This is a genomic window from Ruegeria sp. AG1 (assembly GCF_056541705.1).
Window position 1 is genome coordinate 371,462 of record NZ_JBQFYU010000002.1, and the last position, 19,799, is coordinate 391,260.

General features: G+C 59.2%; 21 protein-coding genes. 4 read left to right on the plus strand and 17 right to left on the minus strand.

Annotation, left to right across the window (positions count from 1 at the left end):
• Positions 1-10: 10 nt before the first annotated feature.
• Complete coding sequence (cysS, locus tag ACR0B5_RS04270) at positions 11-1,402, minus strand: cysteine--tRNA ligase (protein WP_480538619.1); 1,392 nt, start codon at positions 1,400-1,402, stop codon at positions 11-13.
• 206 nt (positions 1,403-1,608) lie between these two features.
• Here cysS and ACR0B5_RS04275 point away from each other — a divergent pair, with 206 nt between their 5' ends.
• Together ACR0B5_RS04275 and ACR0B5_RS04280 are read left to right on the plus strand one after the other, a co-directional pair.
• On the plus strand, positions 1,609-1,953 hold the full coding sequence (locus ACR0B5_RS04275) for an MmcQ/YjbR family DNA-binding protein (RefSeq protein ID WP_170548904.1): 345 nt from the start codon (positions 1,609-1,611) through the stop codon (positions 1,951-1,953).
• Between the two features lie 57 nt (positions 1,954-2,010).
• Complete coding sequence (locus tag ACR0B5_RS04280; protein ID WP_480538621.1) at positions 2,011-3,198, plus strand: pyridoxal phosphate-dependent aminotransferase; 1,188 nt, start codon at positions 2,011-2,013, stop codon at positions 3,196-3,198.
• 6 nt (positions 3,199-3,204) lie between these two features.
• On the opposite strand, the gene ACR0B5_RS04285 is transcribed toward ACR0B5_RS04280, so the two are convergent.
• The 7 genes from ACR0B5_RS04285 to purC all read right to left on the minus strand — a co-directional run bounded on the left by ACR0B5_RS04285 (position 3,205) and on the right by purC (position 10,090).
• Entirely contained in the window at positions 3,205-3,723 is a 519-nt protein-coding gene (locus tag ACR0B5_RS04285) for an outer membrane protein (protein WP_480538623.1), read from the minus strand.
• A gap of 256 nt (positions 3,724-3,979) precedes the next feature.
• Entirely contained in the window at positions 3,980-5,314 is a 1,335-nt protein-coding gene (locus tag ACR0B5_RS04290) for a sigma-54-dependent transcriptional regulator (protein WP_170373631.1), read from the minus strand.
• A 14-nt stretch (positions 5,315-5,328) separates the two neighbouring features.
• Entirely contained in the window at positions 5,329-7,104 is a 1,776-nt protein-coding gene (locus ACR0B5_RS04295; protein WP_480538625.1) for a sensor histidine kinase, read from the minus strand.
• Between the two features lie 36 nt (positions 7,105-7,140).
• The gene (gene purQ, locus ACR0B5_RS04300) at positions 7,141-7,809 is read right to left on the minus strand and encodes a phosphoribosylformylglycinamidine synthase subunit PurQ (protein ID WP_480538627.1); all 669 of its coding nucleotides are present in this window, start codon (positions 7,807-7,809) and stop codon (positions 7,141-7,143) included.
• An 11-nt stretch (positions 7,810-7,820) separates the two neighbouring features.
• Positions 7,821-8,864 (minus strand): zinc-dependent alcohol dehydrogenase family protein, encoded by a 1,044-nt coding sequence (locus ACR0B5_RS04305; RefSeq protein WP_480538629.1) that lies wholly within the window; start codon positions 8,862-8,864, stop codon positions 7,821-7,823.
• A gap of 4 nt (positions 8,865-8,868) precedes the next feature.
• Positions 8,869-9,099 (minus strand): phosphoribosylformylglycinamidine synthase subunit PurS, encoded by a 231-nt coding sequence (gene purS, locus ACR0B5_RS04310; protein WP_170374301.1) that lies wholly within the window; start codon positions 9,097-9,099, stop codon positions 8,869-8,871.
• 235 nt (positions 9,100-9,334) lie between these two features.
• On the minus strand, positions 9,335-10,090 hold the full coding sequence (purC, locus tag ACR0B5_RS04315) for a phosphoribosylaminoimidazolesuccinocarboxamide synthase (RefSeq protein ID WP_170467720.1): 756 nt from the start codon (positions 10,088-10,090) through the stop codon (positions 9,335-9,337).
• A gap of 275 nt (positions 10,091-10,365) precedes the next feature.
• Between purC and ACR0B5_RS04320 the strand changes: the two genes are divergently transcribed.
• Together ACR0B5_RS04320 and bmt are read left to right on the plus strand one after the other, a co-directional pair.
• The gene (locus ACR0B5_RS04320) at positions 10,366-10,683 is read left to right on the plus strand and encodes a DUF1476 domain-containing protein (protein ID WP_170373627.1); all 318 of its coding nucleotides are present in this window, start codon (positions 10,366-10,368) and stop codon (positions 10,681-10,683) included.
• Between the two features lie 121 nt (positions 10,684-10,804).
• Positions 10,805-11,818: a betaine--homocysteine S-methyltransferase gene (gene bmt / locus ACR0B5_RS04325; protein WP_480538631.1), complete on the plus strand. Its 1,014-nt coding sequence runs from the start codon at positions 10,805-10,807 to the stop codon at positions 11,816-11,818.
• A gap of 1 nt (position 11,819) precedes the next feature.
• Here the strand turns inward: bmt and ACR0B5_RS04330 are convergent, their stop codons facing one another.
• The 9 genes from ACR0B5_RS04330 to ACR0B5_RS04370 all read right to left on the minus strand — a co-directional run bounded on the left by ACR0B5_RS04330 (position 11,820) and on the right by ACR0B5_RS04370 (position 19,765).
• Positions 11,820-12,596: an enoyl-CoA hydratase-related protein gene (locus ACR0B5_RS04330; protein WP_170373625.1), complete on the minus strand. Its 777-nt coding sequence runs from the start codon at positions 12,594-12,596 to the stop codon at positions 11,820-11,822.
• 74 nt (positions 12,597-12,670) lie between these two features.
• Positions 12,671-13,126 carry a cytochrome c-type biogenesis protein gene (locus ACR0B5_RS04335; RefSeq protein WP_170548928.1) on the minus strand — a complete coding sequence of 152 codons (456 nt, stop codon included), beginning with the start codon at positions 13,124-13,126 and terminating at the stop codon, positions 12,671-12,673.
• Entirely contained in the window at positions 13,123-15,087 is a 1,965-nt protein-coding gene (locus tag ACR0B5_RS04340; RefSeq protein WP_480538633.1) for a heme lyase CcmF/NrfE family subunit, read from the minus strand. The genes ACR0B5_RS04335 and ACR0B5_RS04340 overlap by 4 nt, the downstream gene beginning before the upstream one ends.
• Positions 15,088-15,162: 75 nt before the next feature.
• The gene (locus tag ACR0B5_RS04345) at positions 15,163-15,738 is read right to left on the minus strand and encodes a holin family protein (RefSeq protein ID WP_480538635.1); all 576 of its coding nucleotides are present in this window, start codon (positions 15,736-15,738) and stop codon (positions 15,163-15,165) included.
• Positions 15,729-16,340, minus strand: coding sequence for a holin-associated N-acetylmuramidase (locus ACR0B5_RS04350; RefSeq protein WP_480538637.1), 612 nt, complete (start codon positions 16,338-16,340; stop codon positions 15,729-15,731). The genes ACR0B5_RS04345 and ACR0B5_RS04350 overlap by 10 nt, the downstream gene beginning before the upstream one ends.
• Before the next feature lie 151 nt (positions 16,341-16,491).
• Positions 16,492-16,938, minus strand: coding sequence for a cytochrome c maturation protein CcmE (ccmE, locus tag ACR0B5_RS04355; RefSeq protein ID WP_170458116.1), 447 nt, complete (start codon positions 16,936-16,938; stop codon positions 16,492-16,494).
• A 7-nt stretch (positions 16,939-16,945) separates the two neighbouring features.
• Positions 16,946-17,974: an N-acetyl-gamma-glutamyl-phosphate reductase gene (argC, locus tag ACR0B5_RS04360; protein WP_480538639.1), complete on the minus strand. Its 1,029-nt coding sequence runs from the start codon at positions 17,972-17,974 to the stop codon at positions 16,946-16,948.
• 94 nt (positions 17,975-18,068) lie between these two features.
• Positions 18,069-18,878: a glutamate racemase gene (locus ACR0B5_RS04365; protein ID WP_480538641.1), complete on the minus strand. Its 810-nt coding sequence runs from the start codon at positions 18,876-18,878 to the stop codon at positions 18,069-18,071.
• Positions 18,879-18,886: 8 nt separating this feature from the next.
• Complete coding sequence (locus ACR0B5_RS04370; RefSeq protein WP_480538643.1) at positions 18,887-19,765, minus strand: lysophospholipid acyltransferase family protein; 879 nt, start codon at positions 19,763-19,765, stop codon at positions 18,887-18,889.
• Positions 19,766-19,799: the final 34 nt, after the last annotated feature.

A 19,799-nucleotide genomic window follows, 5' to 3' on the forward strand; every position in this document is an offset into this window, starting at 1 on the left:
CGGATTTCCTTCAAACATCTTCCAGTTTCGACGCATCAAATCCCGCAGCCGGAACCAGTTCAACGCCTTCTTTGCTCATGCGCACTTCCAGACCTGCGGCGACGAAAGCGGATTTCAAACGGTCCACTTCTGAGAAGTCCTTGCTTTGCATCGCTTCAGCCCGCGCCTCTGCCAATCTGGCAGCGAAAGTGCTCAGATCCACTGCTTCGGCCCAAGCGCCCATATCGTTGCCCAAAAGCCCGAGAACTTGTGCGCTGGCCAGCAGAGCCGCCGTATCTCCATCCGCAGCCAAACGGTGCAGTTCCGCGATGGCACCCGCAGTGTTCAGGTCGTCCGCCAGCGCCTCGATGACCGAGGGGGCCGCGGTGGCGGCGGGCTCGATGCCCGCTGTCAGCGCCCGCCACTTGCGCAACGTCGCCTCGGCTTCACGTGCCTTCTTCTCGGTCCAGTCCATCGGTTTGCGATAATGAGTCTGCAGGAAAACAAAGCGGATCACCTCACCCGGCACGCCCTGTTCCAGCAAGTCATGCACAGTGAAGAAATTGCCCAGCGATTTGGACATCTTCTTGCCTTCGACCTGCAGCATCTCGTTATGCAACCAGACGCGCGCAAACTCGCCCTCTGGATGGGCGCAGCAGCTTTGGGCGATCTCATTCTCATGATGCGGGAACATCAGATCATTGCCACCGCCGTGAATGTCAAAGCTCGCGCCCAGCAACTCATAACTCATGGCCGAGCATTCGATATGCCAACCCGGACGGCCCCGACCCCAAGGCGAGTTCCACCCCGGCAGCTCATCGGTCGAAGGCTTCCACAGCACAAAATCCATTGGGTTCTTTTTGTATGGCGCAACCTCAACCCGCGCGCCGGCAATCATGTCATCGACCGACCGACCGGAGAGCTTACCGTACCCCGATTTCCAGCTATCGACAGCAAACAGCACATGGCCTTCAGCGGCATAAGCATGACCCTTAGCGATCAGCCCTTCGATCATTTCGATCATCTGCGCGATATACTCGGTCGCGCGCGGCATCGCGTTCGGCTCCAACGCCCCAAGCGCGCCCATGTCATGCAGATACCAGCCGATGGTTTCGTCCGAGCGTTCCTGCACCAAATGCTCCAAGGACCCCTCGGCCCCAGCCTGTTTACGGGTCAGAGCTGTAGCGTTGATCTTGTCATCCACGTCGGTGAAATTACGAACATAAGTGACCTGATCCGCACCGTAGACATGGCGCAGCAACCGGTACAGGACATCGAAAACCACCACGGGCCGAGCATTTCCCAGATGGGCCCGGTCATAGACAGTGGGCCCGCAGACATACATCCGCACGTTGTCGGAATCGATCGGAACGAAGTCTTCCTTCATCCGCGTCCGTGTATTGTGCAGCTTGATTGTCGTCATCACTCGGGCTCCTAAAGCTTGCGCGTTGGCGCGGGCTTAGCAACTTGTCTCAGGGATGAAAACGAAAGAAACCGGCCCGCGTGAGAATTCAGCAGGTAATGCAGCAAATAATGGTGCAGATCATCCGGTTCATTTGCTCGGCATATCATGCGTCATGCGCCAAGCCAAGGCTTGAGTTCGCGCGTCTTCTCCAGCACTCTGCGCGCATGAGCAGGGATTTCGTCAACTCAATCTGCCGCGACCTGCCGGGGGCCGAATGGTCGGACCCCTGGGGCGGCGGGCATGATGCGTGGAAGGTCGGCGATAAGATGTTCGCCTGTATCGGGACCGCAAATGATGGCGTTTCGGTCAAAACACCCGATATCGAAACCGCGCAGATGCTGATCGATGCGGGTGTCGGTGTGAAAGCCCCATATTTCCACCGCAGCTGGGTTCGCCTGCCTTTTGACGCGGATGAGGACGAAATGCGGTATCGCCTTGCCGCCTCTTACGATCTGGTGCGCGCATCGCTCACGAAAAAGGTTCAGGCCACACTTCCTGCGCGAAGCTGATTGACAATCCCTTAGCGCTCTGTCCCTGTCGCCACAAAGACAAACCGAGACAAGACCATGAAACTGTCAGATCGCATCACGCAGATCACCGGAGGCGGCAGCGACGGGTGGGATGTGTTCTATCGCGCGCGTCGCATGGTCGCCGAAGGCCACGCCGTGACGCAGCTGACAATTGGCGAACATGACATCGGCACCGATACCTCGATCCTGGATGCGATGAACCGATCGGCCTGCGACGGCCACACCGGTTATGCCATGGTGCCGGGCACCGATCTGCTGCGCGACACGGTCGCCGCACGGGTTCAGACCCGGACCGGAGTATCAACCACCCGAAACAATGTCCTGATCACTCCGGGTGGACAGGCAGGGTTGTTTGCGGCTCATACGGCTGTGTGCAACCCCGGCGATGTCGGGCTGTTCCTTGACCCCTACTATGCCACCTATCCCGGCACCATTCGTGGAGCCGGAGCTGTGGCTCGGGCGGTTCAGACCACGGCTGAGGATGCGTTTCAACCTCGCGCAGAACAGATCGAGGCCAAGGCCGATGGCGCGGTGTCATTGCTGATCAACACACCGAACAACCCGACCGGAGTGGTTTACTCGCCCGAAACGCTGCAAGCCATTGCCGAGCTGTGCCTGAGGCGCGACCTGTGGCTGATCTCGGATGAGGTTTACGACACACAGATATGGAATGGCGCGCATCTGTCTCCGCGTGCCCTGCCCGGTATGGCCGATCGCACTCTGGTCGTCGGGTCCATGTCGAAATCCCATGCCATGACCGGATCACGTTGCGGCTGGATCATTGGCCCGGAAGAGGTCATCAGCCACCTCATCAATCTCGCCACCCACACCACTTATGGCGTTCCGGGCTTCATTCAGGATGCCGCGAGCTTTGCCCTAAGCGTGGGCATAACGCTCGAAGATGAAATTGCAGCCCCCTTCCGTCGTCGCCGGGCCCGCGCGCTAGAGGTGCTGGCCGAACAGAATACCATCGGCCTCGTCCCCGCGGATGGTGCGATGTACCTAATGTTGGATATCCGTGCGACCGGTCTGACCGGTGAGCGGTTTGCAAATGCCCTTCTCGATAAACACGCGATTGCCGTCATGCCCGGAGAGAGCTTCGGTACAGCCGCTGCAGGACACGTCCGCGTTGCCATGACTGTCGATGACGATCGCTTCGAAACGGCTCTGAGGACGATCTGTGAGTTCGCGTCCGAGATGGCAGGTCAACAAGCTGCCGAGTGAGGGTGCTTAGAACCGGAACGTCGTGCGCAGGTTGAAGATATTCGTGTCCAACCCACCGCCCGAGCGGGTGACATCGTCAAAATCCTGCCGCAACGCTTCGCCACTGATCACGAAGTTGTCGCCGATGGGATAGGCAATGCCGATTCCATAAACCGCCGCTGTGTCGTTTTCTTCCGAGGTTTCAACACGCGCAGCGCCGACCACGACATAACCCATTGCCGCGCCAAAATCATAGCCGCCGCGAAACTTCAGCCGGGTTATACTGTCGACGCTGCCCTGATCCTGACCAAGGTTGAGAGAAAGCCGGTTATACTCCAGTTCACCGCCCAGAACGAAGGCACCGAAATCGCGGTCATACCCGACATGAGGTCCGAAAACGGTATCGTTGCCACTAGCGCCACCAGGCCCGTCCGCATCCGCATAGCCAAAGCTGAACCCCGCATAGGCCCCCGTCCAGTCCTCGGCCGAGGCCGGACCAGTCATCGCCATAGTCGCAGCGACAATGAGGGCCGAGAGGGGCTTCATATACGTCTCCAAATCAGGCGCATCGCCGGTTTTTTGCGGACCAAACACCCGCGTATCTTGAGTGTTTAACCTAGGAACGCCACTACCAAATTCAAATCTGCATCAACGATAAGTGAATGCAGTATAACAGATTTCCCCTATAACGGGTTAAAATCTCTTTAAGATACGTTCAAAAACCAAGCGCGAGCCTTTTCACCATAAAAAACGCCCCGACCACCCGTGTGATCGGAGCGTTGAATAAGTGCCAGCGTGGTTCTCAAAGATAGTCAGACCGCTGCAGTCCGTATTTCGCCATCTTCTCGTTCAGCGTTCGGCGCGGCAGGCAAAGCTCATCCATCACCGACGCGATCGAGCCCTTGTGGCGGCGCATGGTGTTGTCGATCAGCATCCGCTCGAACGCTTCTACATATTCCTTCAGCGGCTTGCCCTCGGTGGTCATGACCGGCTGCATTTCCTCGTGATCGGACATCAGCAAGGACGCAATCGTCCCGGAACCACGCCGGGATTGCAGCACCGCGCGTTCGGCGATGTTGATCAACTGTCGCACATTGCCCGGCCACGGCGCCTGCAACAGCTGCGCCGCTTCCTGCGCGCTGACTTGCGGGGCGTCACAGCCATATTCCTCGGCGAACTGCTCGCTGAGGCGGGTGAACAGCGTCAGGATATCTTCACCGCGCTGTCGCAGCGGCGGCATGGTGATACGAAGCGCGGCCAGGCGGTAGAACAGGTCCGGGCGCAGCACGTCCTCGGAGGTTTTGCCGGCTTCTTGCAGGTTCGAGATCGCAACGATCCGCGTTTCCGCAGGGGTGCCCTGCTCGTTCATCACGCTTAGCAAGCGGGCCTGCAAGGTGTCGCTCAACGCCTCAACATCTTCCAGAACCAGAGTCCCGCCACGCGCCTCTTCAATCGCGGGAAGCTGCGCATCCTCGGGCATCATCGGGCCGAACAGGCGTTTGGACAGCACTTCTTCTTCAAGCGCCGCGCAGGACACCAGAACGAATTTCTTGCCCGCGCGGCTGCCCACCGCGTGCAGAGCATGTGCGACAAGCGTCTTTCCGGTACCCGTCTCTCCGTCGATCAGCACATGGCCGTCCGCCTGCCCCAGATCCAGGATATCTTCACGCAGACGCTCCATCACCGGGCTTGCGCCGATCAGTTTGTTCATGATCTGCGTACCACCCGATAGCTCGCGCCGCAGGGCGCGATTGTCCAGCGTCAGACGCCGCGCGTTGCTGGCGCGTTTGGCCAGTTCCGACATGCGGTCCGGGTTGAAGGGTTTTTCGAGGAAATCAAACGCGCCAACGCGCATCGCCTCAACCGCCATCGGCACATCGCCGTGGCCGGTGATCATGATAACGGGCAGCGTGCTATCCGCACCCATCAGTTTTTTCAGCAATTGAATGCCGTCCATACCCGGCATCTTGATATCCGAGATCACGATCCCCGGATAATCCGGACCCAGAACCTTGAGCGCGTCTTCGGCGCTGGCAAAGGTTTCGGTGTCATATCCCGACAGTGCCAGCCATTGGCTGATCGACTGGCGCATGTCCTGTTCGTCATCGACAATGGCGATTTTCATGGCCTGTGCCATAGTATTCCCTCGTGTTATTCAGCGGCCTGGAGGCCGTCGCTTCCCAGTGGCAGTTGCATCTCGAAGACCGCGCCACCCTTCTGGCCGTTGCGTGCGGTTAGCCGTCCGCCATGGTCGTTCACGATCCCTGACGAGATAGCAAGCCCCAGCCCGACCCCGTCACCTGGCTGCTTGGTGGTGTAGAAGGGCTCAAACAGGCTTTCGATATCCTTGATACCATACCCGTTGTCGCGCACGGTCAGCACCGCCATATCGCCTGCCGCCAGGATGATCTCAACATCCGGCTCTGCTACAGATTTGGTGGCGTCCAGCGCGTTGCGCAAGAGGTTGACCATCACCTGCTCGATCCGCATCCGGTCCCCCATAACAATGACAGGGTCTTCGGGCAGGATCTGAGTGATCTTCACATGGCGCTGCCGCAGCTGAGGCTCCATCATCGACAGCGACGAGGCCAGCGCTTCGCCAAGGTTTACTGGCGAAAACGCATCCGCCCCCTTACGCGCGTAAGACTTCAGCTGCCGGGTAATAGCGCCCATCCGTTCGATCAGACCATCAATGCGACCAAAGCTGGCAAGGGCCTCTTCCGGTCGGTTTCTGCGCAGCAGCAAACGCGCCCCGGCAAGGTAGGTTTTCATTGCAGCCAGAGGTTGATTAAGCTCGTGACTTACCGCCGCCGACATCTCACCCAAGGCCGCCAGTTTCGAGCTTTGCGCAAGCGTCTGTTCCGCCAAATCCAACGTCTTTTCAACCCGTTCGCGCTCAGCGATTTCCCGCTGTAGCCTTGCGTTCAATGCGCGAAGCTCTGCCGACTCGCGCTGGAACAGAACCACGCGCGAAGCGGCGCGGCGACTGAGCAGATAGAACGCCGCCGCCAGGAGAATCGCAAAGCCCATGATTTCCAGCGCCAGCACGCTGTTCACCTTTTCACGGATCGAGTCGTAAGTGGTGAATGAGGCCATCTGCCAACCGCGGAACGGAATGCGAGTCTCAAGCCGTATGACGGCCTCACCTTCCAGATAGCCATCCGGCGGCAACGCAGACCAATCGGCCGTCGCCCGCAGCGCGCGCTGGATCGCACTTTCCGGCGTCTGCCGCAGCATGGCCGAGCTTTCGTCCAGCCCACGCCATTGCGGCTCGGTCGACAGGATAATGTTGCCGGTGCTGTCTCGCACCAGCACGGCATCAGAAATCCCGGCCCAGGCGCGTTCGAATTTCTGTAGGTCGACCTCAACCACGATCACGCCGAGGATTTCGGAATTCGCCTCAATCCTGCGGGAGTAAATAAAGCTGTAGTCGCCGGTTTCGCGCGGGCTGACCGTGAAAATCGTCGCGTTCGAGCGGATTGCGTCCACAAAATAGGGCGCATTGCGATGCCCTTCGAGCAAGCGGTTTCGGTCAGTGGCTGCCACCGTCACCCCATCCCCGTCCATCAGCATCAATGACGCGGCCCCGATCTCTTCAACGAAAGAGATCAGACGCTGGCTGGACAAGAGGTAGTCACTGGATTGCAGTGCCGAGATTAGCGTCGGGTCCCGCGACAGAAGCTGCGGCACAATCGCGTTGCGTCGCAATTCGCTGAGGAGGTTGCCGGAATACAGGGCAAGGCGCAGTTCAGCACGGTTGCGCGTCGACTCGGTGAACCGGTCGGTCAGCAACCGGTTCGTCACCCAGATCGTCGCAACGGCGGTCAGAAGGACCAGAATAACAGCCACACGCAGCCGCCACCCCAACGGGGCGCCGCGAAATGGACGGATCATCTTGTCCTTGATTGAGTGAAGGCTTGAACTCATTCCCGAAAGTTACGCGGGCAGAGCGGCGACCTCAAGTCACGCCGGGGTCAGAACGCCGGACAATGCGCGGAACAATGCCGTCCCGTCGGTGCCGCCATGCCCCTCATCCGCTGCACGTTCGGGGTGTGGCATCATGCCAAGAACGCGGCGGTTTTCCGAGAGGATGCCCGCGATATCCCCAACCGAGCCGTTTGGATTCTCGGTATAGGTGAACGCGATCCGGTCCTGATCCTTCAGCGCGGACAAGGTTGCATCATCGGCAAAATAGTTGCCGTCATGGTGGGCAATCGGAATGCCGATCACGTCGCCTGCATTGTAGCCCTGCGTAAAGGCGCTGTCGCTGGTTTCAACCTTCAGGCCGACCGTTTTGCAGATGTATTTCAGACCGGCATTGCGCAGCAGCGCGCCGGGCAGAATTCCGGTTTCCGTCAGGATCTGGAACCCGTTACAGATGCCAACGGCATAGCCGCCCCGCTCGGTATGATCGACCACAGCCTTGCAGATCGGCGATTGCGCCGCGATGGCCCCACAGCGCAGGTAGTCGCCATAAGAGAAGCCACCGGGAACGCCGACGATGTCGACCCCCTCGGGCAGCGCGGCATCCTTGTGCCAGACCATGTCAACGGCGAAGCCGGCCTGTTCAAAGGCTACGGCAAGGTCCCGGTCGCAGTTTGATCCGGGGAATACGATGACGGCTGCGCGCATGGCGAACCCTCCTAGCAAGTAAAATCAGTGACAACCGCCACACCCGGAGGCGCAGGAGCGTCGAAAGCGGCAAGTTCTTCACTCACCTGGTTCAGAGATACGTGTCGTGTCACGAGCGGGCTGAGATCAAGATCCGACCCCGTGATCAACGACAGAAGCGATGGATAGCGCCAACTAGGCATCCCTCGTGTTCCATATACAGACAGCTGACCGGAATAGAGCACATCCATCGGCAGCGTCATAGCAGCATGATCGCCCGCAGGCATGCCGATTTGAACCATGCGGCCCAGTTTGCGCAGGGACCGCATCGACGCCACGGTCGTGGCTTCAATCCCCAGCGCCTCAATCGCCACATGGGCACCACCGCCAGTGATCTCTTTCACCGCATCGGGCGCATCGCATGTTGCCGCGTTTACAACCGCATCCGCGCCCAGAGATTTGGCATAGTTCAGCTTGTCGTCTGAAATATCGACGACAACCACCCGTGCGCCAAGCGCCTTGCCCAACAACAGGGTCGAGACGCCTACTCCGCCGCCGCCGAACACGACCAGCCATTCGCCGCCCTGCAGCTGAGCGCGACCAACCAGCGCCTGCCACGCGGTCGTAACCCGACATCCCAGCGCCGCCGCGATCTCGGGCGCGAGTGTCTCGGGCAGTTCCGTCAGATTGGCATCCGCATGCGCAACCGCAATATACTCGGCGAACGCACCGTCACAGGTAAACCCCGGCACGACCTGGTCGGCGCAGGTGGTTTGATTGCCTTGGGCACAGTCCTGGCAATGACCACAGGCTAGAATGAAAGGCGCAATCACCCGATCACCGACTTTCCAACGGCGGACGCGGCTGCCCACCGCAACAACCTCGCCGCAATATTCATGGCCGGGTGTCATCGGGAGGATCACATCCGGGTCCGACCCCGACCACGCATGCCAATCTGACCGGCAGACGCCGCAGGCCAACACTCGGACGACAACGCCATCCTCGGCCGGTTCAGGGTCGGGAATGGTGGTCAGCTCCAGCGGCTGGCGATAAGTGATCAGACGCGCTGCCCGCATCCAATCAGACCAGTTCGATCTCGTAGCGTTCGATGACGGTGTTGGCCAACAGCTTTTCGCACATCTCGGTCACGTCCGCCTCGGTCGCGCCTTCGGCGAGTTCCAGATCAATGACCTTGCCCTGGCGCACACCTTCTACCTGATCAAAGCCCATGGCGCCCAATGCGTGGCGGACTGCCTCACCCTGAGGGTCCAGCACCCCATTCTTGAGCATCACATGCACCCGTGCCTTCATCTTCGTAACTCCACCTGAGGGCCACGATCGCAGGCCCATTTCGTTGCGCGGGGGATAGCGCGGTTGTGCCTTTGGGACAACCCTGTTTGAAGCGAAGATTGAAAAGCTACCAGAGGGTGTGCCTCAAATCGGGCCGCGCGGGTGTTTCGGGTCGAAAGGAATACCCTGCCCTCAAAAGAAAAGCGCCGCCCAATCGGAGGCGGCGCTTTCCAATTTTGTCAGGCAGACGCCGAGATCAGTTGATCAGCGTCGGTTTGGTCACGTTGCTTTGCGGCAGAACACCCAAGCGGCGCGCGACCTCGGAATAGGCGTCGGTCAGGTTGCCCAGATCGCGGCGGAAAACATCCTTATCCAGCTTCTGGCCGGTTTCGATATCCCACAGGCGGCAGCTGTCGGGGCTGATCTCATCAGCCACGATCAGACGCTGGTAATCACCGTCGAATACGCGGCCGATCTCGATTTTGAAATCGACCAGTCGAATGCCCACGGCCAGCATAACACCGCTCATGAAGTCATTCACGCGCAGTGCGAGGCTGAGGATATCGTCCATGTCCTGCTGACTGGCCCAGCCAAAGGCCGCAATATGTTCCTCGGTGACCAGAGGATCACCCAGAGAGTCGTCCTTGTAGCAGTATTCGACAATCGGACGCGGCAGCTGCGTGCCCTCTGCAATGCCCAGACGTTTGGACATCGTACCCGCTGCATAGTTGCGCACGATCACTTCCAGAGGGACGATCTCGCAATTCCGCACCAGCTGCTCGCGCATGTTCAGGCGGCGGATGAAGTGGTTTGGAACACCGATCTGGGTCAGGCCGTTCATGAAGAACTCGGACAGGCGGTTGTTCAGAACGCCTTTGCCGTCGATCACGTCTTTCTTTTCCGCGTTGAACGCGGTTGCGTCATCCTTGAAGTACTGCACGATTGTGCCCGGCTCGGGGCCTTCATACAGAATCTTGGCTTTGCCTTCGTAGATTTTCTTGCGACGCGCCATCGGGGCCCCTTCCATATCGGCAATACGCGCAGATCGCGCGGCTGCGGCCCTCATAGAGCAGCCCGCCCCAACCCGCAAGTTGTCTGGTTGCTTTCCATCAGACCATGCGCTTTCGAAAGGTTCCTCATAGGTATTGCGCACCCTCAGAACCTGTCCACATGTCCCGCGTGCAGCAACACAGCGCATTTGGTCGCGCAAAGCCCATTTTCGCTATACATTCCGAAATTCGTTTCTTATCTAGATGAGGAATGTCCACGCTATGAGGTCCCAATACAATGACCACGTTCGACGAACGCGAAAACGCCTTTGAAGCCAAGTTTGCCCATGACGAAGAAATGCAGTTCAAGGCACAGGCCCGCTGCAACAAATTGCTGGGCCTTTGGGCGGCGGCAAAGTTGGGGAAAACCGGCTCTGACGCGGACGACTACGCCAAAACTGTCGTGATCGCCGATATGGAAGAGGCAGGCCACGAGGATGTCGTGCGCAAGGTCTCTGCCGATCTGGGCGGTCTATCCTCGGATGACGAAATCCGCGCAAAAATGGCCGAGCTTCTGCCCGAAGCCAAAGCTCAGGTCATGAGCGAGACCGACTAAGCCACCGGTCACCTCATGATCTTCATGAGTAATATGAATTTGATTTGACGCCCCGGTCATGAGACACGGGGCGTCTCATATTCATACTGGCGCTTTGCGCCAAACACGTCGGACCAAGCCCATGACAAACGCGTTGACTCAGCTTCTAGAGACCAAAGAGGCCATTCTGGCCGATGGTGCGACCGGAACCAATCTGTTCAACATGGGTCTACAATCCGGCGATGCGCCTGAGCTTTGGAATGTGGATGCGCCAGATAAGATCCGCGCGCTTTATCAAGGCTCGGTCGATGCGGGCAGCGATCTGTTTCTAACCAACACCTTCGGTGGCACCTCGGCCCGGCTCAAGTTGCATGATGCGCAGAACCGCGTTGGTGAGCTAAACCGCATTGGCGCTGAACTCGGGCGTGAGGTCGCAGACAAATCCGGACGCACCATCGTGGTTGCCGGCTCGGTTGGTCCAACCGGTGAGATCATGGAGCCAGTCGGAAGCCTTTCGCATTCCGAGGCGGTCGAGATGTTCCACGAACAGGCCGAGGCCCTCAAAGAGGGCGGCGTCGATGTTCTGTGGGTCGAGACGATCAGCGCCCCCGAGGAATTCCGCGCCGCGGCCGAGGCCTTCGCGCTGGCCGGTATGCCCTGGTGCGGCACCATGAGCTTTGACACTGCCGGGCGCACCATGATGGGCGTCACTTCGGCGGATCTGGCCCTTTTGGTGGAAACGCTGCCAAACCCTCCGATTGCGTTTGGCGCGAATTGCGGTACCGGAGCGTCGGACATCCTGCGCACCGTACTTGGGTTCACCGCCCAAGGGACCGAGCGGCCTTTAATCTCAAAAGGCAATGCCGGGATTCCGAAATATGTCGACGGCCACATCCACTATGACGGTACGCCCGAGCTGATGGCCGACTATGCCGTGATGGCCCGTGATGCAGGTGCAAAGATCATCGGTGGTTGCTGTGGCACCATGCCCGCACATCTTGAGAAAATGCGCGCCGCTCTGGACAGCACAGAACGTGGCGCGCGCCCGACGCTTGATCAGATCACGGATGCGCTTGGGCCGTTCTCGTCCGCCTCGGATGGTACCGGCGACGATGCCGCGCCCGAGCGGCGCACCCGACGCCGCCGCCGCGCCTGAGTTAGCGCCCCTCGAATTTCGGGGGGCGTTTTTCCATGAAGGCCACCACGCCTTCGGCGAAGTCGCGTGAGCGTCCACATTCACCTTGTAAATGCGCCTCGGTCGCCAATTGCTGTGGCAAGGTCTTTTCGTAGGTACCGCGGAGCGCCTGTTTGATCGCGCCATAGGCCGCCGTCGGACCTTGGGCCAAATGTGCGGCCCGGCTGCGCCAATGGGCATCAAACGCATCATCGGCGACCGCTTCCCAGATCAGGCCCCAATCATCGGCCTGACGCGCGGTGATCTTGTCAGCAAACAACGCGGCCCCCATGGCCTTGGCCAGCCCCATCTGACGCGGCATGAACCATGTGCCACCAGCATCTGGCAGTAAGCCGATGCGGGAAAAGGCCTGCAGGAAATAGGCGCTCTCGGTCGCGATCACCACATCTGCACAGAGCGCAAGGTTGGCCCCTGCCCCGGCTGCCGGTCCATTGACGGCGGCAATGGTAGGTACCGGGCTGTCATGGATGGTCTCGAGCATCGGCTCGTATTCATCGCGCAGCGAGCGTTCCAGGTCGATCTTTCCGGTTGAGGACGCATCACCAAGATCCTGACCGGAACAAAAGGCCGGTCCGGCCCCGGTCAACACGATGCACCGCGCATTTCGAGCCGCATGCTTCATCGCATGGGTGATCTCAGCCCGCATCTGCGTGGTCAGCGCGTTCATCTTGTCAGGGCGGTTCAGCGTCAGCACCGCCAGCCCGTCCGTGATGTCCAGCAGGATCGTTTCGTAGTCCATTAAAGCTCTCCCTCGCGCTTGTGCGTGAGCGGACACTGCCGCATTCACAGGCCGAGGAAAAGCGGAACCACGCGTCAGTCCTTCAGAATTTGGCGCAGGCGTTCTTTTTCGGCGTCGCTCAGCCCGTCGCTTTCACCCAACGCTTGCGCCTTGGCCCGGTTGCGCAGAAAGACCAAGCCAACACCGGCGGCAATAAGCAACATGATTGGCCCGGCCAGCCACAGCATTAAGTTCGAACCTGTAACCGTCGGCTTAAGCAGCACATATTCACCATAGCGGTCGACGATAAAGGCAATCGCCTCTTCATCCGTATCCCCGGCCACGAGCCTTTCACGCACCAGCAAGCGCAAGTCGCGCGCCAGATCGGCGTTGCTTTCGTCGATGCTCTCGTTTCGACAGACCAGACAGCGCAACCCGGTGCTAAGGTCGCGGGCACGTTGTTCCAGCACCGGATCGTCAAGCACCTCGTCCGGTTGCACAGCAAATCCCGGTGCCGCCAAAAGCATAAAGATCAGGATCAGGCGTTTCATTCTGCGGGTACTCCGGCAGAGGGGGCTTTGCGCGCGCCAGCGGCCACCCGGAATCGACGATCGCAGAGGCTGAGGACACCGCCCAACGCCATCATGAGGCATCCGGCCCAAATCCAGTTGGCGAAGGGCTTGATATAGGTCCGCAAGACCCAGCCCCCATTCGCCTGCTGATCCCCAATCACCACATAGAGATCGCGCATGACCCGGTAGTCAATAGCGGCCTCGGTGGTGGGCATACGAGCGACCGGATAGTCACGTTTTTCGGGATGCAGCGTCCCGATCATGCGCCCGTTGGTCTCCACCTTCACATCCGCCATGGTCGAAAAGTAATTCGGCCCTTGCACGCGATTGACATCCTCAAGCGTTAGAGTGAATTGACCAACCTCAAAAGGCTGACCCGGCTGGGCGACGCGGATATCCTCAACCTCCCACGCGGTCAGACCGGCGATGGCGAAGATAGTGACGCCCAGTCCCGTATGGGCAACCGCCTTGCCCCAATCGGCCCCTGGCAGGCGGAACAGGCGTTTCAGACTGCCGTTGCGTCCTGTCCGGCTCCATAAATCAAGAACGGTGCCGAAGGTGATCCATGCGCCCAGAAACAGACCAATTGGGCCCAAGGCACTGCGTCCCGTCTGCATCGCCCAGACCAGCACGCCAAGGGCGACGGCCAGCACAAACGCATAGCGCAGCGACCATGCTGTTTTGCCCAGTTTGCCGCGCTTCCACGGCAACATCGCGCCAACCGGTAGAACCAGCCCCAACAGCACCATGAATGGCGTGAAGGCCGCGTTAAAGAACGGAGGTCCGACCGAGAGCTTCCGGTCAAACATCATCTCGGCCACCATCGGCCACATGGTACCGACGAATACAACAAAACAACTAACAGCCAGCAGCACGTTGTTCACGACCAGCGCACTTTCGCGGCTGACCATACCAAAAACGCCCTTCGCCTCCATCGCCTGCGCCCGCGCCGCAAACAGCGTCAGCGCGCCGCCGATAAAGAACACAAGGATCAACAGAATGAACACGCCCCGCTCTGGATCTGTTGCGAAGGCATGAACCGAGGTCAGAAGCCCCGAGCGCACAATGAATGTCCCGATCAACGAGAACCCGAAGGCAATGATCGCCAGCAGGATTGTCCAGCTCTTCAGCGCCTCGCGCTTCTCTACGACAATGGCCGAGTGCAATAGCGCCGCCGCCAGCAGCCATGGCATGAACGAGGCATTCTCGACCGGATCCCAGAACCAGAAGCCACCCCAGCCAAGCTCATAATAGGCCCACCACGACCCCAAAGCGATCCCGATGGTCAGAAACACCCAAGCGGCAAGCGTCCACGGCCGTACCCACCGGCCCCAGGCCGCATCAATACGGCCCTCGATCAACGCGGCCACGGCAAAGCTGAACGCCATGCTCAGGCCGACATAGCCCAGATACAAAAACGGTGGGTGGAACGCCAAGCCCGGGTCTTGCAGCAGCGGGTTCAGGTCTCGCCCATCGAACGGAGCGATCGCCAGACGATCGAACGGGTTCGAGGTAAACAGGATAAAGGCAAAAAACGCCACGGCCACAGCCGACTGCACAGCCAACACCCGCGCTTTCAGCGTCGGCGGCAGGCCAGCGCCAAAAAACGCGGCCATTGCGCCGAACAGGGTCACAATCAGCACCCACAACAGCATCGAGCCTTCGTGGTTCCCCCATGTCCCACTGATCTTGTAGATCATCGGTTTCGCGGAATGGCTGTTCTCAACCACGATCCGTAGCGAAAAATCAGACGTGGTGAACGCCCAAACCAGCGCTCCGAAGGAGAACGCCGTCAGAAGGAATTGTGAGATTGCCGCCGGTTCCGCAAACGCCATCCATCCAGCCCAGCGTTTCGATGCCCCGATCAGGGGCATCACGCTTTGCACGATAGCGACGAAGAAGGCGAGGATTAGCGCGAAGTGACCTAACTCTGTAACCATAGGGCAGGATATATGCCGGAGGCACGGCAATCGCCAACCACTTTCGTTTGATTTCGGGGCACATAGTGTCGCAACTCAGCCCCGTTCGCTTCGCCAATCCTCTAACGCCGGGTTCGCATCGGCCAGCAGGCTCTCTTGCGCCAAGCGCGCATCCGACCCCGTATCTGCCACACCGGGTCGGTCGCTGCGCATATTTCCAAGCGCATCAAGGTTGGCCAAAACTGTCGGAGTCCGTGCCATCACGGCCGAGATCTCGCGCTGCAAGTCCTGCGATTTCGCCTGATGCCGCGCCCCGAAATAAAACGAGACAATCACACCCAGCAACCACCACAAAGGCTCGGGCACGAGCGCGATCCCCTGCATTCGTGCCGAAAACCAGATCGGATCGATCATGGCGGCAGCGAACAGACCCAGTGTTCCCAGCGCCAAGGCCGGACGCGGAAGCCGGTTCAACCCGTCCATAAACCGGTCGAACATGCCTTTGGGCGGCCTCTGAAACTCAGCCCCGAACTGTGTCATGGCCTGAGTTTGCGCCACCATCCGGCGCTGGGCGCCCGCATCGGCGTTCTCCCGAAAAACCTCTGCGGTTTCGCGTACCACGTTGCGCCCTCCGCCGAACAAGAACCCCAAAACGCCCGAGATCAATCCCATGCCGCAACCCTTCTTCGAAACGCTTCATCGCTCAGGTGGTAGCGATCAGACAGAAACTCCTCCGCCCGTCTGATCCAACCACCTTTCCCGCCTGCGCGGGTGCGCGCATACTTTCGCGACGCGGGACGCCGATCTGCCAGCCGAAAGTAATAGTTCCGCCGCGCCACCCCATAAGCGTCCCGCAACTGAATCGGGTTCGGGCGCGACGCGTCCTGACTTGCGCCTATGGTCTGAGAGCCGATAACCCCGTCTACTACAACGTTAAAACCCATCTTCACCAACAGCGATTGCAAAATGCGCACTGCCTGCGCGCCCGCATTTACATACATGTCGAACACGCTAGCCTGCAGCGCCTCGGGCAAAGACGCGATCCGCGGTTTCTCAAAATAATGCTGCACAAAGATATCAACCGCCTGCGCGCGGCTGAGCACCCGCACATCGGCGGCATCAACCACCCCATCCCGCGTCAAATCCAACCCCAAACGCTGCATCGTGTGAGTGGTCACACCGAAATTGGTGGCGCCACCCGGGTCATCCGGATCTTCCACAAACCCGCCTTCCCGCTGCACAATCTCTTCGGCAATCTGTCGAACCGTCTGCATCACGACCCCCACCTACATCAGTCGAGGGCACGATCCTGCAAACTCCTTAACAATCCCAAACGAAACAGAGCGCCGCCTGCCACCCGCACGCAACGCCCCTGCTTCTTCTGTTCAAAAATACCTCCGCCGGAGGCACGCAGCGCAGCTGCGTTCAGCTTTCGCCAGGATCTTTGTAAACGCCCTGTTCTTTCAAGGCGTCCATGACCTCTTTCGGCATATAGGTCTCATCATGTTTGGCAAGTATTTCAGTCGCTTCAAACACACCGTTGACGTAGCGACCCGTCCCGACCATTCCTTCGTTTTCCGAGAAGAGATCCGGCAGAACCCCTGTAAAAGCCACGGGAACACTTTCTCCGCCATCGGTCACGACAAAGCGCACCGTTTCACCCTGCCCCCGCACGATCGAGCCCTCTTCGACCAGACCACCAATGCGAAACACCTCGGTGGGCGATGGTGGTTCAGCGATCACCTGGCTGGGCGAGCGGAAGAAGTTGATGCCATCGCGCATCGCATACCCAATCAACGCCGTCGACACCGCCAGCGCCGCTACGGCCACCAGAATGATCTGAACTCGACGACGTTTCTTGAGCGTTTTCATACCGTCCTCACGGGAACAAGGGGGCCATCATCAGCCCTCGGGTTTCATCCTCACCTAACATCAGGTTGGCATTCTGCAAGGCCTGCCCGCTGCTACCTTTTGTCAGGTTATCCAAAGCGGCGATCACAATCGCGCGCCGTTCAATCCGGTCCGCAACAACACCGATATGGCAGAAATTCGATCCCCGCACATGGTGGGTCGACGGCGCCTCATCCATCGGCAGCATCTCAATAAAAGGCTCTTCAGCATAGGCTTTTGCCAGCGTTTCGTACACGCTCTGCGGGTCGCCCTTCACGTAGGAGGTTGCCAGAATACCCCGGTTCGCTGGGATCAGGTGCGGCGTGAATTGGATATGCACCGTGCGCCCGGCCAGTTTTGAAAACTCCTGATCGAACTCTCCCAAATGGCGATGCGTACCACCTATGGCATAGGCATTCGCGCCTTCGCTCAGCTCGGCATGCAGCAGGTTTTCTTTCAACGACCGGCCAGCGCCCGACACGGCGCATTTCAGATCGAGGATGATGTCGTCCAGATCAATAACCCCAGCCGAAATCAGCGGCCGCAGCACATATTGTCCGGTCGCCGCGTTGCAGCCCGTACCCGCCACCAGTCGTGCGGTCCGGATGTCGTCACGATAGAACTCGGTCAGGCCATAAACGGCCTCTTCCTGTTGCTCCAACGCGCTATGCGGATTGCCGTACCACTTTTCGTACTCATCGGCGTCCTGCAGCCGGAAATCGGCAGAAAGGTCGATGATTTTCAGGGTCTTCGGCAGGTCCCGGATCACTTCCTGACTGGTTTTATGCGGCAAGGCGCAGAAACACAGGTCGATCCGGGAAAAGTCGATCTCAGAAATCTTGCACAGATCGGGCAAGTCCATATGGCGTAAATGCGGGAAGACCTGAGCCATCGACAGACCCGCCTTACGTTCCGCCGCCAGCGCAACGATCTCCATGTTCGGGTGCTCGGCGATCAGCCGCACCAGTTCAGCGCCAGTATAGCCTGAGGCGCCCAGAATTGCGATTTTATGGGTCATGTCAGACCTCTTCTTTGCATGTGTCACATATCATGACCGCCACTGTGACGGTCTTGGATTTAGAAAATCGGAAGGGTGGCGTCCTTGACCTAAATCAGGCCGCCTCAAACGAGATTTGTCGTCGGAGGAATTGCGTGGCCCGATCACTGACAAAACCGGGCTTGCCGGTGGTCAGATAGCCACCTTCCCCTTCACCCAGCATGGTCGGGTGGCGTTGCAGATAGTCGGCCAGGCTTTCAGCCACCAGATCGCCCTGGCTGAACACCTGAACATCTGCGCCCAGAGCGGCCTGAAACGTCTCAGCCATCAAGGGGTAGTGCGTGCATCCCAAGATGGCCGCCTGAGGTTCGGGCATCTTGCGCTTCAACGCATCCACATGGCTGCGCACCAATGCTTCGGCCAGAATCAAATCACCGTCTTCAATGGCATCGACCACGCCGCCACAGGCCTGCGCCTCGACATCCACACCAATCGCGCGGAACGCCAGTTCCCGCTGGAAGGCGCGGCTGGAGACAGTGGCGGGCGTTGCAAACAAGGCCACATGCTTGACGGCCACTTCGCGCGGCGGAGAGTTATCGCCCCATTGCCGCTCGGTCAGCGCCTCGATCAGAGGGACAAAGACGCCCAGAACCCGTTTGTCCTCGGGCACGCCCTCCTCCTGCATCCGACGCAGGGCAGCCGCGCTGGCGGTATTGCAGGCCAGAATCACCAGATTGCAGCCGCGATCCCACAGGTCGAAAACCGCCTTGCGGGTTAGCTGATAGATATCCTCGGCATCGCGCACGCCATACGGCGCATGCGCACTGTCCGCGTAATACAGGAAATCCACGTCGGGCAGCCGTTGCTGCGCGGCGTTCAGGACGGTCAGACCGCCCAAACCGGAATCAAAGATACCTACTGCCATTAGCCCCTTCAGGCGCGATGCCGTTCCTCAAATTCATAGCCGTAGTCATATGACTTCAGCGGTGTCGGAGACAGCTCATACGTGGCTTTGCGCAGGAAATCCATCATCTTGCGCGTATCCTTGCTGAGTGGGTCCAGAACATCACGGGTAATCGGTTCGCCGATCACCACTCTCACAGGTGTATCGACGCGTTTCTTGAACTCCTTGATCAGCAATCCCATCCGCAGGGTGTTGTGCAAATGGCTGGCGATCTGGAACAAACGAGACGTGTGGCCGTCAAAGAAAACCGGCACCACTGTGGCATGGGATTTGGCGACCATCCGAGCGGTGAATCCGCGCCAGCCGGGATCCATCGGGTGGTCGAACGGCGTGAGAGCCGTGCTGACGGTTCCACCCGGAAAAATCCCGATCGCGCCACCATCGCCAAGATAGTTCAACGCGGTTTTGCGGGTTTCAAGGTTCAGCTTCATTGCCTCTTTCGTCTCATCAAAAGAGATCGGCAGGATGATGCGGTTCAGATCTTCTGCCTTACGGAACACGCGATGGGCCAGAATCCGAAAATCGCCGCGCGTTTCAGACAGGATATGCCCCATCATCAATCCGTCCAGAATGCCGTAAGGGTGATTGGCAATAAGGATCAGAGGGCCGTCCTTCGGGATATTCGACAGCGCCCCGCCCACAACATCTAGCGTCAAACCGTAGCGTTCGACCATGACATCCCAGAAATCGCGCCCCTTGGCGACATCTTGTTCGTACCCGTCCGCACGCTTGATCAGGCGCATGCGGCCTGTGGTGTTTTCCATCAGCTTGATGACCATCCGACCGCCCTTGGTTTCGGCGGAATGGGCATAAGAAATGTCTCGAACGACATGACGGCGCGAGGGCATCTGAGGACTCCGGAACTAACTGCCTGCATTATAC